This window comes from Maribacter sp. Asnod2-G09 (genome assembly GCF_045063795.1).
Classification (GTDB): Bacteria; Bacteroidota; Bacteroidia; order Flavobacteriales; family Flavobacteriaceae; genus Maribacter.
This window is the reverse complement of record NZ_JBEFOA010000004.1, coordinates 98,141-113,675: the sequence shown is the minus strand read 5'-3', so window position 1 is coordinate 113,675 and position 15,535 is coordinate 98,141. Positions and strand designations below refer to the sequence as shown.

At 35.4% G+C, this 15,535-nt stretch carries 11 protein-coding genes; 4 read left to right on the top strand and 7 right to left on the bottom strand.

What is annotated here, in order from left to right:
• Window positions 1-94: 94 nt before the first annotated feature.
• On the bottom strand, window positions 95-2,248 hold the full coding sequence (locus ACJJVT_RS07660) for a TonB-dependent receptor (RefSeq protein WP_405397675.1): 2,154 nt from the start codon (window positions 2,246-2,248) through the stop codon (window positions 95-97).
• A 255-nt stretch (window positions 2,249-2,503) separates the two neighbouring features.
• Between ACJJVT_RS07660 and ACJJVT_RS07655 the strand changes: the two genes are divergently transcribed.
• Window positions 2,504-3,703, top strand: a complete 1,200-nt coding sequence (locus ACJJVT_RS07655) for an MFS transporter (protein WP_405397673.1) — start codon at window positions 2,504-2,506, stop codon at window positions 3,701-3,703.
• Between the two features lie 204 nt (window positions 3,704-3,907).
• Window positions 3,908-5,176: a serine hydrolase domain-containing protein gene (locus tag ACJJVT_RS07650; protein WP_405397672.1), complete on the top strand. Its 1,269-nt coding sequence runs from the start codon at window positions 3,908-3,910 to the stop codon at window positions 5,174-5,176.
• Window positions 5,177-5,250: 74 nt separating this feature from the next.
• Here the strand turns inward: ACJJVT_RS07650 and leuB are convergent, their stop codons facing one another.
• From leuB to leuC, 5 genes are all read right to left on the bottom strand, one after another.
• Complete coding sequence (leuB, locus tag ACJJVT_RS07645) at window positions 5,251-6,306, bottom strand: 3-isopropylmalate dehydrogenase (RefSeq protein WP_405397670.1); 1,056 nt, start codon at window positions 6,304-6,306, stop codon at window positions 5,251-5,253.
• 68 nt (window positions 6,307-6,374) lie between these two features.
• On the bottom strand, window positions 6,375-6,722 hold the full coding sequence (locus ACJJVT_RS07640; protein ID WP_405397668.1) for a four helix bundle protein: 348 nt from the start codon (window positions 6,720-6,722) through the stop codon (window positions 6,375-6,377).
• A gap of 43 nt (window positions 6,723-6,765) precedes the next feature.
• Window positions 6,766-8,283, bottom strand: a complete 1,518-nt coding sequence (locus tag ACJJVT_RS07635; protein WP_405397666.1) for an alpha-isopropylmalate synthase regulatory domain-containing protein — start codon at window positions 8,281-8,283, stop codon at window positions 6,766-6,768.
• A gap of 83 nt (window positions 8,284-8,366) precedes the next feature.
• Complete coding sequence (gene leuD, locus ACJJVT_RS07630) at window positions 8,367-8,963, bottom strand: 3-isopropylmalate dehydratase small subunit (RefSeq protein WP_405397665.1); 597 nt, start codon at window positions 8,961-8,963, stop codon at window positions 8,367-8,369.
• Window positions 8,964-9,063: 100 nt separating this feature from the next.
• On the bottom strand, window positions 9,064-10,476 hold the full coding sequence (gene leuC, locus ACJJVT_RS07625; protein ID WP_405397663.1) for a 3-isopropylmalate dehydratase large subunit: 1,413 nt from the start codon (window positions 10,474-10,476) through the stop codon (window positions 9,064-9,066).
• A gap of 173 nt (window positions 10,477-10,649) precedes the next feature.
• Here leuC and ACJJVT_RS07620 point away from each other — a divergent pair, with 173 nt between their 5' ends.
• Entirely contained in the window at window positions 10,650-11,087 is a 438-nt protein-coding gene (locus tag ACJJVT_RS07620; RefSeq protein WP_405397662.1) for a DUF3592 domain-containing protein, read from the top strand.
• A gap of 65 nt (window positions 11,088-11,152) precedes the next feature.
• Here the strand turns inward: ACJJVT_RS07620 and recG are convergent, their stop codons facing one another.
• Window positions 11,153-13,258: an ATP-dependent DNA helicase RecG gene (gene recG / locus ACJJVT_RS07615; protein WP_405397661.1), complete on the bottom strand. Its 2,106-nt coding sequence runs from the start codon at window positions 13,256-13,258 to the stop codon at window positions 11,153-11,155.
• Between the two features lie 184 nt (window positions 13,259-13,442).
• On the opposite strand from recG, the gene ACJJVT_RS07610 reads away from it, so the two are divergent.
• A complete protein-coding gene (locus tag ACJJVT_RS07610) occupies window positions 13,443-15,533 on the top strand; it encodes a M1 family metallopeptidase (RefSeq protein ID WP_405397660.1) in 2,091 nt (696 codons plus the stop codon).
• Window positions 15,534-15,535 lie beyond the last annotated feature (2 nt).

Here is a 15,535-nt window from a genome sequence, read left to right as displayed (position 1 = left end):
ATGTTATTTATTGTTATTCAAATATCTTTCTATTCCATTGTTTTTGATAAAATAGATGACCGAGTTGTAGGTTCTTTGTATTGAATTGTAATTTTTAAAGGTTATCTAGTTGATTGTCATCTTTATTGTCACTTATCGTCCAAAATAAACCAATGAAAAAGAAGCGGTCTGCAGCAGGTGTAATTGTTCTTCTATCAAACATTCCGTCCATATTGGTTTGGTCAGCGTATTGATATCCGTTTACATTTTTAGTTCCTAATACGTTACTTACGGATAGATATAATATTTTCTGCGGACTGATTAAATATGCATAATTGGCATTTAACGAATTAAAACTTTTTGCCTGTTCCGTTAAAAACCCTCCTTTATTTGGGTCGGTATAGCTACGACCCGAAGCATAATTATAACTCAATCCTACTTGGCTTTTCCAATCTTCTATCCATCGCTTTACAACTAAAGATGCATTGTGTTTTGAAGCAAAATCAGGAGTAGCAGATGTTGGATAATTCTGGTAATCCCTTTCAGTGTCTAAGTAAGAGTACGACATCCAATACTCTGTATTTTTGATTGATTTATTATCCCTCCAGAAAATATCCAATCCTTTTGCAAATCCACTTCCATTACTAGTATAGGTAGAAGTTGGCAGTGCGAACGGAGTATCATACTTTACTAAATCTCCGTAGTTTTTGTAGTATGCTTCAGCTCTAAATATCTGTTTGTTTTTTACATACTGATAGTTGGCAATGTAATGGGTAGTATTCTCGGCAGTAAAATCAGAATTATACTTTAAGTAATCATTCTTCGGGTTTTGAAAGAACTCACCATATGCCAATGAGAATTGAGAGTTTGAGCCGGCTTTGTATGCTAATGATAATCTTGGTGAAATATTAAACTCTTGCAATAACTCAGAATATTCTCCTCTAATTCCAATCTTAGTGGCGAATTTTTTGGAGAAGAAAATATCAGTCTCAACAAAACTGCTGAAAATATTATTATCGAATTCAAAATCATTTTCAAAGTTGGGGTCTCGGTAGTCTTCTGTAAAGTTGGTTACGAAGTATTCTGCCCCAAAGTTTAATTTATAGCGACTAGAAAAGAACTTCTTAAAAACGATTTTTAGATGTGCTGAGTTTTCAACATCTATAATGTCAGAATTATTATACTTTATTTCAGAGCGGTCATTGGCGAAACTAACACCTGTTGCTAAGCTCCAATCTTTTTCTAAGAAATCTTGGTAAGACGTGTTGATGTATAGATTTCTATTTTTAAGTCCGAAGCGAATACCATCTACTTCATTAATATCTTCTTGTGTTAAGTCAAAATTTACTGAACTATAGGCTCCGTAAACCTTTAGTAATCCGTCGTTATTGAATTTATATCGATACACAGCTTCTCCACCGACAGATTCAATAGGCTTGTGCCATTCATTATTATCAGGATACAGATTTTGATAAGGTGCTAAATTTATATAAGATGTGTTTAAACTCAGAGAACTCTTCTTCCATTTTTGGGTATTCCCAAGTCCTAGTCCGACGGTCATTATTGAAATTTCAGTTTTTTCTTCTTGTGGTTCGCTAATACTATTTAAAAGTAGAACACTTGATAATGCTTGCCCGTATTCAGCTGAATAACCACCTGTTGAAAATGTTATGCCTTTAAATAAGAAAGGAGATAATCTACCTCTTGACGGAATGTTATTTGCAGAAGGGGAGTAGGGCGTAAATACGCGCATACCATCTACAAAAATTTGAGTCTCTTCTGCATCGCCACCTCGAACGAATAATCGACCATCTTCTGCAACGTTAGATGTGCCGGGTAATGTTTGTAATGCTCCCACGAAATCTCCAAGTGCACCTGCTGTGGTTACAATATCTAAAGGTTTTAATGCTGTTACCTTGGCATTATCTCCGGCATTGAATGTTCCGGCATTTACGGTTACGGCATCTAAGGTATTTACATCATCTTTTAGTTTAATTGTAATGCCCTTAAAGCTAGTGATGTCGGCAGATTTAGAATAGGGCTCAAATGAAATTGATGATGCAATCAATATTTGTGTACCAGTGGTAGTAGTTTTAAAAGAGAATTGCCCTTCATCATTGGTTGCGGTACCATCATAAGTTCCGTTCAAATATACATTTGCACCCATAATAGGCATTCCTTGTTGGTCAATTACTTTTCCTGAAATAGTTGATTGAGCAAATAAATTGCAGTAGAAAAGTGTAAGTAATAAGAATAATAGCGTCTTCATTGTTGATTGTATTTTTGATTGATATTACAAATATGAATCGTAAATGAAGGTTTAAATAAAATGGTTTTCTCAATTGTAGAATTTCGGTACTGAATTGATAGAATTAATTCTTTTGGTGAAATTATGTCAGGTTAATTATTAACATAAATATGGTAATTGATGCGTGTTCTAAACCGTATAATGGATTTAACTTTGCCTTTTTTAAAATGGATTGAGAACCTATAGTGTATATGTTGAACTTAAAATTTATAAGTTATGGATACTATAAAATCAAATAAGAAAGCATTATTTGCTTTAGTCATCGGTGGTTTCGGAATAGGACTTACCGAGTTTGTTATCATGGGAATTTTGACCGAAGTGTCAGGTTCTTTGGGTATTACAATTCCGCAAGCGGGTCACTTTATTGCAGCCTATGCATTGGGTGTGGTAGTGGGCGCGCCACTGTTAACGGGTTTAGGTTCTAAACTTACACCTAAGAAAATGCTGTTTCTTTTAATGATATGGTTTACGGTATTCAATACCTTATCAGGACTCGCAACTGGCTATACCAGTTTGTTGTTTATGAGATTTCTATCTGGTATTCCTCATGGCGCTTTTTTTGGTATTGGTGCTGTGGTAGCTACAAAATTGGCTAAAAAGGGAAAAGGTGCTCAAGCTATCTCAATAATGTTTTCTGGTCTTACGGTTGCGAATGTAATTGGAGTGCCTATTGGTACTTATTTAGGACAACAGTTTAGCTGGAGTGTTTCTTTTTACCTAGTAGGTTTTGTGGGTTTATTAGCTTTAGGAAGCATTTACCTATGGATGCCAAAAATTGAAGTTGAAGAGTCGGAAGAGAAAGTAAGTGTTTCTCAAGGATTAAAAAATACAGAACTTTGGGCTTTAATTGCCCTGACTACAATTGGTACTGGCGGTTTCTTTGCATGGTACAGTTATGTTGCTCCGTTAATTACTGATGTAGCCGAGTTGCCAAACCATTTTGTTGGTTATGCTATGATGTTGGCCGGTTTAGGTATGGTAGTCGGTAATTTTTTAGGTGCGAAGATGGCAGAATTGTTTTCCCCTTTGAAAGCGGTAATCATAAGTTTATCCGTTATGTGTGGTATTCTTGTTTTAAACATGTTTATTGCAACTAACCCATATTTGCTAATGATACTGACCTTTGTTATTGGAGCAATCTCATTTACGGTAGCAACTCCGATTCAGATGGCTATAATTAATACTTCTAAAGGCTCTGAAATGTTAGGGTCTTCTATGAACCAAAGTGCTTTTAACATGGGTAATGCATCTGGCGCTTATTTAGCAGGCTTACCAATTGCATTTGGCTATGGTATTATCTACTCTAGTTTGGTTGGTGCTGTACTAGCCTTTTCTGGTGTTGCCATTGCGGTAGCTATTTTGATTGTTAGAAAGAGAAAAGAAATTAAATATCGAAAAATGGCGATGAGCTGTTAATGTATAGATTTAATAATTTGTAAAAAAGGAACTTGAGAAACAAGTTCCTTTTTTTTGTCGAAATATACAGGCAGACATTTAATGTTCTATTTCTTTCTTGCCTTGTAATCAGTTGGTTTGGATGTTAAATTTTTCATTTTACGTAGTTCATCGGTAATTTTCTTCATTTTATCACGTTGTTAGAGAACCAAAACTTACAATGCTGTGTCACGTACCAAACTATTTCTTGGATCCATAATAATGGTTCTACTACTTTTTGTTCTTACCGCTTCTTCATTTAAGCCAGAACATTCTAAAGCAATAATCGCTAATCCTAATCCCGTTAAAACTCTTGCAGAGAAGAGGGAAATCAAACTATATAACATTCGCCAAAAAGCTTTGAACGATGCTTTGACCGATTATTTCAACAAGGCTATTGCCTCTGGTGATATCGTTGGAGCGGGAGTAAGTATTGTTAGTGGAGATTCTGTTATTCTTTCTGATGGATATGGTAAAAGAAGTTTCAACGGTAAAGAAACTGTTGACGGAGAAACCTTATTTAGATTAGGTTCTATCTCAAAAGGGTTTACAGGAATTTTAGCTGCCAACCTAGAAAGTGAAGGTAAATTACACTTTAATGATAAAGTGGCTGATTATTTACCAAACTTCCATTTTGGAAATCAACAGAATACTCAAAAAATAGAGGTAGCTCATTTGCTTTCTCATACAACCGGTACTCCGTATCACAGTTATACAGATTTAGTAGAGGCTGGTTACACCATGTCATCTATTAGTGAGAAGTTCGATAAAATAAACCCAATTGCAGCACCTGGTTCTCAATATAGTTATCAAAATGCTATGTTTTCTGTAGCACAAGAAGTGATGTTGAAGGCGACTGGAAAAGATATTCAAACGCTATTAACTGATAAATTCTTTGAACCATTAGGTATGAGTTCTGTTTCTATGGATCATAAAACATTGATGAGCAATGAGAATATTGCTTTGCCTCATATTAGAAGAGGGCATAGTTTTAGAACTGTTTTACCTAGAGATAATTATTATAACGCAATAGCGGCTGGTGGAATTAATGCCAATTCTACAGATATGGCGAAGTGGATGCGTTTCTTATTAGGTCACAATCCTGATGTGATGTCTAAAGATGCTATGGCACAAGTATTCAAACCTTTTGTGGAATTAAACGGACATCGCAAATATTATCAAAAATGGCCGGGACATGTGAAATCTGGTTACGGCTTCGGATGGAGAATACACACTGTAAAAGAGAACGAAAAGGCAGCCGAAGAAAGGATTTGGCATCATGGAGGTAGTGTAAACAACTACAGAAATGAAATTGCACTTTTTCCAGATTCTGATTTAGGAATTTGTGTGTTGATTAACGGACCATCGAAATTGGTTAAAACCGTAATTCCTGATCTACGAGCAATAGTAAAGAGCATTTATGAACAAGAAATTGCAATAGCCACTAGTATTTAAGTATACGTAACTATCGGATATAAAAAATCCCTTTAATCATCGATTAAAGGGATTTTACTTTTTAAGTATATTTCTTAAATGTTGCTAGCTAACCAATCGCCAACTTCACTTGTTTTATAACTTTTACCACCATCGGCAAGATCTTCGGTAACATAACCTTCAGCTAAAGATTTATTTACTACACGTCTAATTTCTTCTGCTTCTTCTGTCATATTCATGTCTTCAAAAAGCATAGCCGCAGAAAGTACTGTAGCTAATGGATTAGCGATGTCTTTACCAGCTGCTTGCGGGTAAGAACCGTGTATTGGCTCGTATAAAGATACTTTGCTACCAACAGAAGATGAAGGCATAAGTCCCATAGAACCTGCAATTACAGAAGCCTCATCGGTTAAAATATCACCGAATAAGTTAGCTGTTATAATTACATCATATCCTTTTGGCCATTGAATTAAACGCATGGCAACGGCATCAATAAACTCATAAGAAACTTCCACTTCTGGATAATCTTTTTCCATTGCTTGTACGGTCTCTCTCCACAGTCTAGAAGATTCTAAAACATTGGCTTTATCAACACAACATAATTTTTTAGAACGCTTCATTGCGAAATCAAAGCCTTTTTTAGCTAATCTTTCGATTTCAAAACGTTGGTAGGTCATAGTATCAAATGCAGTATTACCGTCATCTTTTCTTCCACGCTCACCAAAATAGATACCACCAGTTAATTCTCTTAAGATAATTAAATCTGTACCTTCAATACGTTCTCTTTTTAAAGGAGATTTATCAATAAGTGAAGGGAATGTAAATGTTGGTCTTACGTTGGCAAACAAACCTAATTTTTGTCTCATTTTCAACAGTCCCTGCTCCGGACGAACTTTTGCAGATGGATCATTATCAAAACGTGGATGACCTATAGCGCCAAAAAGAACTGCATCTGCATTGGCACAAATTTCATGCGTTTCATCTGGATAAGGTTCTCCGACGGCATCAATTGCTGCAGCACCAGTTAAAGCTGGTTTCCAAATAATGTTATGATCGTATTTTTTTGCAACGGCATCACAAACCTTTACTGCTTGGTCAATTACTTCAGGTCCGATACCATCACCGGCTAATAAGGCAATATTTAATTTCATGGTTAATCGCTTTACGCTCTGCGCTATGCGCAACACGCAATACTTTAAGTGTATTACGTTTAAGCTGTTTATACTTTATTTATTAAATTATTTAAACTTCTTCTTACTTTGTTTACTTTATCATGAATTATTAAAAACTCTTTTTCTTGAATATAGTTTAAATCTTTTGCTAAAATCGTAAAATATTCTAATTCACTTGCTGATCCTCGAGAAATGATTAAAAACCTTTTGAACTCAGCGTCAGATTCCCTTCCGCATCCTTCGGCTATATTCGCAGGGATAGATGAAGAAGCTCTTCTCATTTGACTTGTTAATCCAAAATTTTCATCTTTAGGGAAGTGTTTAGTTAATTTATAAATCTCTAAAGTAACTTCATGCCCTAATTCCCAAACATTATATTTTTTATAATCTCTCATCAAAAACCTTTAGCATATAGCGCTCAGCGCTCAGCGCATTGCGTTATATTATATTCAACATCTTCTCAGTAGCTTTAATGGCACTAACCGTTTGATCTGAATCTAGCCCTCTTGAGGTGAATTCTTTTCCATCCAATTCCCAAGTAATAACCGTTTCGCATAATGCATCAGATGTACTGCCTGGTGGTATTCTTACTGCATAATCGGTCAACTTTGGTAATGGAATTTTCTTTCCGACGTACACTTTTTTAAGAGCATTCATAAAAGCATCATACTGTCCGTCTCCCTGTGCATGTGCCTCAATTACTTTTCCATCTATTTCTACAGATAGGGTAGTGGAAGGCATTAATCCCATGGCATGGGTAAGTACGTACGATTTTATAAATACCTTCTGCTTATAATCTGCAGTATCTAAAACATCAGAAATAATAAAAGGAAGGTCATCTTTTGTAACACGTTCTTTTTTATCTCCTAATTCAATAATACGTGCAGTAACTTTTTTTAGCTCATCATTGTTCAATGTTAAGCCAAGTTCTTGCAGGTTCTTTTGAATATTAGCTTTGCCCGACATTTTACCTAATGCATACTTACGTTTTCTTCCAAAACGTTCTGGCATTAGATCACTGAAATATAAGTTGTTTTTACTATCGCCATCGGCATGTATACCGGCAGTTTGGGTAAATACATTATCACCAACAATAGGCTTGTTTGCCGGTATGGTAAAGCCTGTAAAGGCAGATACCAACTTACTTACTTTATATAAAGAGGTTTCGTTTACACTAATTTCTACTTCTGGCAGAAAATCATTGATAACCGCTACGGCACTTGCCATAGGTGCGTTACCAGCTCTTTCGCCCATACCGTTTACGGTAAGGTGTAAACCATGGCAGCCAGCTTTTACAGCTTCCATAATATTGGCTACGCCTAAGTCGTAATCATTATGTCCGTGAAAATCGAAATGTAAATTTGGATATTTTTCTACGATTTCAGACAAATACGCATACGTTTCGGTGTGCGTTAAAATGCCTAATGTATCTGGCAGTAGTATTCTTTTTACATTCTGAGTGGATAGAAAATCTAGAAACTCAAAAACATATTCTTTTGAATTTCTCATTCCGTTACTCCAATCCTCTAAATAGATATTATTGATAATACCTCTTTCGGTGGCTTGTTTGAAAATTTCGGCGATTTCAGAAAAATGTTGCTCGGGAGTTTTCTTTAACTGATACTTTAAATGGTTCATTGAACCCTTAGTCAGTAAATTTTGAGAAATTGCTCCAGATTTCTGCATCCAATCTAATGAAATACCACCATCTACAAAAGTTAGTACTTCTACACGTTCTAAATAACCTTTTTCACCAGCCCATTCGGTAATCTTCTGAACAGCTTCAAGCTCTCCATCAGAAACGCGAGCAGATGCAATTTCAATTCGGTCTACTTTCAGTTCTTCTAAAAGTAGTTTTGCCAAGGTCAGTTTTTCTGATGCAGAAAAGGATACGCCTGAAGTTTGTTCACCATCCCTTAGGGTGGTATCCATTATTTCTAACTTTCTTTTTTTCATGTGTTCTAAATGCCATTTTCCGATTCAAAAAATGGCATTGGGTTAGTTAACGTAAATGCTTTGTATTGTTTTGATATATGAGTTTATAGCGGAGTATTCTCTGCGAATGTCTCAATATCTTTTTTGATGTTCAATAAATAATCAATATCATCAAAACCGTTAAGCATGTTGTTTTTCTTGTAGCCGTTAATGTCAAAAGACTCACTTTCGCCTGTTGATAGTAAAGTGATTTTTTGCTCTTTTAGATTAACCTCTAACTCTGTAGTTGGGTCTGCTTCTGTAGCATCAAATATTTTTTGTAAAAATTCGGCACTTACTTGTACCGGTAATACACCGATGTTAAGACAGTTACCTCTAAAGATATCTGCGAAGAAACTTGAAACTACACATCTAAATCCGTAATCATAAACTGCCCAAGCAGCATGCTCACGAGATGATCCCGAACCAAAGTTTTTACCACCTACTAATATTTTACCACTGAACTTATCTTGGTTCAAAACAAAATCTTCTTTTAAAGTATTGTCTTGGTTGTAACGCCAATCTCTAAAAAGGTTGTCGCCAAAACCAACACGCTCTGTTGCCTTTAAAAATCGTGCAGGTATAATTTGATCTGTATCTACGTTTTCTATAGGTAAAGGAACCGCAGTTGAAGTTAATATGTCGAATTTATCGTATGCCATTTTTTATAGCTTTTTGCTCATGGGTGTTAGCCATTAGCTTGTATTATTATAATTGTTATTGTGCTAAAAGTCCAAGGACTAATAGCGAAAGATAGACTTGTTATACAAGTTCAACCATTAGTTCTCTTGGGTCGGTTACTTTACCGGTAACGGCAGCTGCAGCAGCAACTAACGGACTAGCTAATAACGTTCTTGATCCAGGTCCTTGTCTACCTTCAAAGTTTCTGTTCGATGTACTTACCGCTAATTTTCCAGCTGGTACTTTATCATCATTCATTGCCAAACAAGCAGAACAGCCAGGCTCACGAAGTTCAAAACCAGATTCGGTTAAAATATCAAGTATACCTTCTTCTTTTATGGCCGCTTCAACTTTGTGCGATCCAGGAACCAACCATGCCGTAACATTATCAGCTTTCTTTCTTCCTTTTACAATAGATGCAAAAGCTCTAAAATCTTCTATACGACCATTGGTACAGCTACCAAGGAAAACAAAATCAATAGGCTTGCCCATCATGCTATCACCTTCATTGAAATCCATATACTTCAATGATTTTTGGTATGTTGTGGCGCCACCTTGTACGTCATTTGCCATAGGAATATCATTAGAAATTCCCATACCCATACCTGGGTTAGTACCATACGTAATCATAGGTTCAATAAGTGAACCATCAAAAGTTAATTCTTTATCGAAAATGGCATCTTCATCGGTATATAATGTTTCCCAATATGCCATTGCTTTATCCCAAGCTGCACCTTTAGGAGTAAACTCGCGATCTTTTACATATTCAAATGTCTTTTCATCAGGAGCAATCATACCACCACGGGCACCCATTTCTATACTTAGATTACAAACGGTCATACGACCTTCCATACTCATGTCTCTGAAAATTTCACCAGCATATTCTACGAAATATCCAGTTGCACCAGAGGTCGTTAATTGAGAAATAATAAATAAAGCAACATCTTTAGGTGTAACCCCTTTGCTCATTTTACCATTAATATTGATACGCATTCTCTTTGGCTTAGGCTGCATAATACATTGTGTTGCCAAAACCATTTCAACTTCAGATGTACCAATACCGAAAGCAATTGCACCAAAAGCACCGTGCGTAGAAGTATGTGAATCTCCACATACAATAGTAGCACCTGGTTGGGTAATACCGTATTCAGGACCTACAACGTGTACTATACCGTTTTTTGCATGACCTAGACCCCAATAAGAAATACCATATTCATTGGCATTTTCTTCTAACATTCTTAACTGGTTTGCAGAAAGCGGATCTGCAACTGGTAAATGTTGGTTAATAGTTGGTGTGTTATGATCAGCTGTTGCAAATGTTTTCTCAGGATGCATAACAGGAATATTTCTGTTCTTAATTCCTAGGAAAGCAACAGGACTTGTTACTTCGTGTACCATGTGTCTGTCAATGAACAGAACATCTGGACCATCTTGTATTTTATGTACTACGTGGGAATCCCACACTTTATCAAATAATGTTTTAGTTGCGCTCATATTTCTTTCTAATGTAAGGTTCGCAAATCTATTAAAAACAAGGGTTTTTCGAAATGAACACATTTGAAAATTACGATGTTCAAAATGTATTTATCTGTTAGTTTTAAAATATTCAGCTTTTTTTTTCGTTTTGAACAAAGTGAATTTTTTAATTCAAATCATATATACTTATAATGAAAAACCATCATATTTTGTTCATTTATATCATGCTAGTTTGTAGCGTGATTTTATTCTTATTTGGAGGGTCGCAACTTTATCGAAAGTATAAAGTTGAAAATTCAGGAATTCAGACAGAAGGTGTGATTACTGAATATCTTTCAAAAACAAAAAGTTCACAAGCAATTTTTGGTAGTAAACAGCTAGTATATTCACCTTCATTTTCATTTGTTACAAAAGATGATTTTGAGTTTACCTTAAACAAGGGTAATTATAAAGATTTTAAACCTTATGAAATAGGGGAAAGTGTGCTTTTAAAATATGATATTGATGAGCCAAAAAATGTTTATTTAGATAACCAGTATCTATGGAAATTTAGTTCATTACTTGTTACAATAGCTTTTATATTGTTCGTTGTTTCAATTTATGAACTTCAGACACGAATTAAAAATTAGACCAAATTATTGTCCATTTTAAGCTTTTTAGAATCCAAACATCGGTTTTGATTTAGTAATCTATTTTAACTAATATACGTCCAGATATTCTTGTGCTTTACCAACTGGGCGTACATATGTCTAATAATTAGATGCTCTGGTTTACTTAGCGATGGATCTTCTTTTAGTAATTGTAAAGCATGGTATCGAGCAGATTTTAAGATGTCGTTATCTTTAACGATATCGGCTATTTTTAAATTTAATAATCCGCTTTGTTGGGTTCCCATAATATCTCCTGGTCCGCGAAGTTTTAGATCTACTTCTGCAATTTCAAATCCGTCATTGGTGGCAACCATGGTTTCTAGTCTAGTTTTAGCTTCCGCGGATAGTTTATGGCTTGTCATTAGAATACAAAAACTCTGATCAGCACCACGCCCAACACGACCACGTAATTGGTGTAATTGCGAAAGACCGAAACGTTCGGCACTTTCAATAATCATTACAGATGCATTTGGTACGTTAACACCAACTTCAATAACTGTGGTGGCGACCATTATTTGTGTTTCGCCACGAACGAATCTGTTCATTTCAAACTCTTTGTCCGCCGGTTTCATTTGCCCGTGAACTATAGAAATTTGATATTTTGGCTGTGGAAAGTCACGCGCAATACTCTCGTAGCCATCCATTAAATCTTTGTAGTCCATGGCTTCAGACTCCTGAATTAATGGGTAGACAACATATATCTGTCGTCCTTTTTCAATCTCATCTCGTATAAACCGAAAAACCTTTAATCGGTTAGCATCATATCTATGTACGGTTTTTATGGGCTTACGACCAGGTGGTAATTCATCTATGACAGAAATATCTAAATCGCCATACAAACTCATCGCCAATGTTCTAGGTATGGGCGTTGCCGTCATTACCAATATGTGTGGTGGAAACTCGTTTTTATGCCACAATTTAGAGCGTTGGGCTACACCAAAACGATGCTGTTCATCAATAATGGCGATGCCTAAATTTTTGTATTTTACTTTATCTTCTAAGAGAGCGTGAGTACCAATTAAGATGTTTAGCTCTCCATTTTCTAATTGTTCATGAATAGGTTTACGTGCCGATTTTTTGACGGAACCTGTTAATAATGCGCAAGTAATCTCGGTTCCTTCCAGCAATTCAGAAATGCCTTGATAATGCTGATTGGCAAGAATTTCTGTTGGTGCCATTAAACACGCTTGAAATCCGTTATCAATTGCTAAAAGCATTGTCATTACGGCAACAATGGTTTTGCCTGATCCTACATCGCCCTGCAGTAAGCGGTTCATTTGAGCATTGCTGCCAAGGTCTGCACGAATTTCTTTAATTACTCGCTTCTGTGCTCCGGTAAGCTCAAAAGGTAATTTATTAGAGTAAAAATCTTTAAAATATGCACCCACTTCATTAAAGGGAAATCCCTTAATTTTTTTCTTTCGAGATACGTTCTTGCCTATGAGTTGTAATTGTATGTAAAAGAGCTCTTCAAACTTTAATCGCCATTGTGCCTTCGCCAATAACTCTTGATTTTTAGGAAAATGTATATTGAATAATGCTTCCGGTTTTGGTAGTAACTTTAAGTCATGCAGTAATTTATCCGACAGGCTTTCAGAAAATTTGCCATTAACCTCCATAAAAAGCTGTTGCAACATCTTACTGATTACCTTATTTGTTACGCCTTTATTACTTAGTTTTTCGGTAGATGGGTATACGGGTTGCATATACACTTTTGTGCCTTGTTCATGCGCAGACAGTGGTTCCATTTCTGGGTGTGGCATTGAAAACGAGCCATTGTACCAATTACATTTTCCGAAGATGACATAAGGTATGTTCAGCTTAAGATTTTCTCGCAACCATTTTTGTCCCCTAAACCAAACCAATTCTATTTCGCCGGTATCATCTTTAAAACGGGCTACTAAGCGCGAACCCTTCTTTTGCTCAACTGTTTTTAAGTGAACTACTTTACCAATAATTTGAACATCGGCACTGCTACGTTGTAGCTGACTTATTTTATAATATTGGGTTTTATCGATATATCGATTAGGGAATAGATTCAGCAAATCTTGACAAGTTTCTATCCCCAATTCAGACTTTAAGGTTTCAGCCCTATTTGGGCCGACACCTTTGAGATATACAACAGGAGTTTGCAAGAAGTTAGCGTTCATGGCACTAAAATAGCGATAAGCCCCTTAATCCCCAAAGGGGAAATATCAATACTACTCTTGTAATTTTTTTTCTAATGGTAACTTGCAAAATAAGTGTTATTTAGCATCACATTCAATTTTGGGAAGGTTAGGGAAGTGCTCTTCAAAACATTAAATTTGGAATGTTATTTGTTTATTACGCTGCATGAAGAAATTAGTTTTCGCCTTTATTATACTTCTATCCATATTCACTTTTGGTCAACATCAAGATAAGGTAGACTTTACTAAGGCTAATGTTTATTTAAGTCCCGTACCCAAAGAGAAAGAAATAAAAGGTGGTGTGTTATATCGCTTTGATGTACTGCAGAATGTTGATTCTGTATTTCTTGATGCTAAAAATATGGATTTTTTAAAAGTAGAACTTGATGGGGAGAAGGTAGATTATACATCCACAGAAAAAACAATTTCTATTAAACATAAGTTTAAAAAGGGAGATTCTCATAAGCTGATTATTCAATATATAACTAAGCCAAAACAAACTGTTTATTTTATTGGTTGGGATGATGAGTTAGCAGGTAATGAGCACACCTTGCCTGCCGGCAGGCAGGTTTGGACACAGGGGCAAGGCAAGTACACTAGTCATTGGCTCCCTAGTTTTGACGACATGGAAGAGAAGATCGAATTCGATATGACTATTGAAGCTGATCGTAAATATCAAGTTATTGCGAATGGTAATTTAATTATGCAACCTAACGATATAGGAGAAGACCCCCTTTGGATGTTTAAAATGGAAAAGCCTATGAGTAGCTATTTATTGGCATTTGCTATAGGTAATTATGATAAACAAATTTTGAAATCTGAAAGCGGCGTAACGATTGAAAACTATTATTACCCAAACGATAGTCTAAAAGTGGAACCTACTTACAGGTATACTAAAAAGATATTTGATTTTTTAGAGCGTGAGATAGGTGTAGCGTATCCTTGGCAGAATTATAAACAAGTGCCAGTACATGATTTTTTATATGCAGGTATGGAAAATACAAGCGCTACTTTTTTCTCTGATGCTTATGTCATTGATTCAATATCCTTTATTGATAGAAATTATGTGAATATCAATGCCCATGAGTTAGCTCATCAATGGTTTGGTAATTTGGTTACAGAAAAGAATAGTGAGCACCATTGGTTACATGAGGGTTTTGCTACTTACTACGCATATTTGGCTGAGAAAGAAATTTTTGGTAATGATCATTTTTTCTGGAAGTTATTTGAAACTGCTAAGACATTAAATGATATATCTGAAAACGGAGAAGGGGAGAGCTTATTGAACCCGAAAGCTAGTAGTCTTACTTTCTATGAAAAAGGAGCTTGGGCTTTAGCTGTCTTAAAAGATAAAATAGGAGAAGAGAATTTTAAAACCGGAATTAGAAATTACTTGAATAAATATCAGTTCCAAAATGTGACTGTTGCAGAATTTATTGCTGAAATGGAGGAAACTAGCAATCATAATTTAAGTGATTTTGAAGCTATTTGGCTAGACGAAGAAGTATTTCCGATGGATGCTGCAAAGGATTTTTTAATGAAAAATAGTGCATCATTAAGAATGTATTATGTCTTAAAACATGATGATGAGAATGGTTTTGATTCCCCTGAAGTTTTATACGATTCAGAATTAGCTACGGAATTGAAGTTAGAATTGCTTCAACAAAAAGGTGATTTTCCTGAATTAGAACTTTTGCCTTTAATTACTAGTGAAGATATTAGAATACGGCAATTTGCTGCTCAGAAAATGGGTGTAATTCCTGAGGGTTTAAAAGAGTATGCAGAGCCGTTGTTATTAGATGATAGTTATATTACCAATGAATTAATGCTTTATAATCTATGGTCTAGTTTTGATTATGATAGAAGTACTTATTTAGAAAAAACTAAAGACATAATTGGTTTGCCAAATAAGAATGTGCGTTTGCTTTGGCTGACATTGGCATTGTTTACACCCGATTATAACCCTACAGAAAGTGTTTATTATCATCGAGAGCTTGTTGGTTATACGAGTGCTATTTATAATCCAGAAGTTCGACAAACAGCGTTTCAGTATTTATTTGAAATTAAAGCCTTAAATGGCGATGCCTATATTAATTTGATAAAGGCAACCAATCATCATTCTTGGCAGTTTAGAAACTATGCGAGACAGTTATTTGATACGTTATGGATTGATGAAGAACAGAAAAAAGAAATTGAAAAGGTAGCAAATCAACTAAATTCATCAGATTTGCGTTATCTTAAAACGAAATTAAAGTAATA

Excerpts from the sequence above, each read along its gene's own strand:
- ACJJVT_RS07660 (WP_405397675.1), bottom strand. The coding sequence starts at position 2,248 with ATGAAGACGCTATTATTCTTATTACTTACACTTTTCTACTGCAATTTA.
- ACJJVT_RS07655 (WP_405397673.1), top strand. The coding sequence starts at position 2,504 with ATGGATACTATAAAATCAAATAAGAAAGCATTATTTGCTTTAGTCATC.
- leuB (WP_405397670.1), bottom strand. The coding sequence starts at position 6,306 with ATGAAATTAAATATTGCCTTATTAGCCGGTGATGGTATCGGACCTGAA.
- ACJJVT_RS07640 (WP_405397668.1), bottom strand. The coding sequence starts at position 6,722 with ATGAGAGATTATAAAAAATATAATGTTTGGGAATTAGGGCATGAAGTT.
- ACJJVT_RS07635 (WP_405397666.1), bottom strand. The coding sequence starts at position 8,283 with ATGAAAAAAAGAAAGTTAGAAATAATGGATACCACCCTAAGGGATGGT.
- leuD (WP_405397665.1), bottom strand. The coding sequence starts at position 8,963 with ATGGCATACGATAAATTCGACATATTAACTTCAACTGCGGTTCCTTTA.
- leuC (WP_405397663.1), bottom strand. The coding sequence starts at position 10,476 with ATGAGCGCAACTAAAACATTATTTGATAAAGTGTGGGATTCCCACGTA.
- ACJJVT_RS07620 (WP_405397662.1), top strand. The coding sequence starts at position 10,650 with ATGAAAAACCATCATATTTTGTTCATTTATATCATGCTAGTTTGTAGC.
- recG (WP_405397661.1), bottom strand. The coding sequence starts at position 13,258 with ATGAACGCTAACTTCTTGCAAACTCCTGTTGTATATCTCAAAGGTGTC.
- ACJJVT_RS07610 (WP_405397660.1), top strand. The coding sequence starts at position 13,443 with ATGAAGAAATTAGTTTTCGCCTTTATTATACTTCTATCCATATTCACT.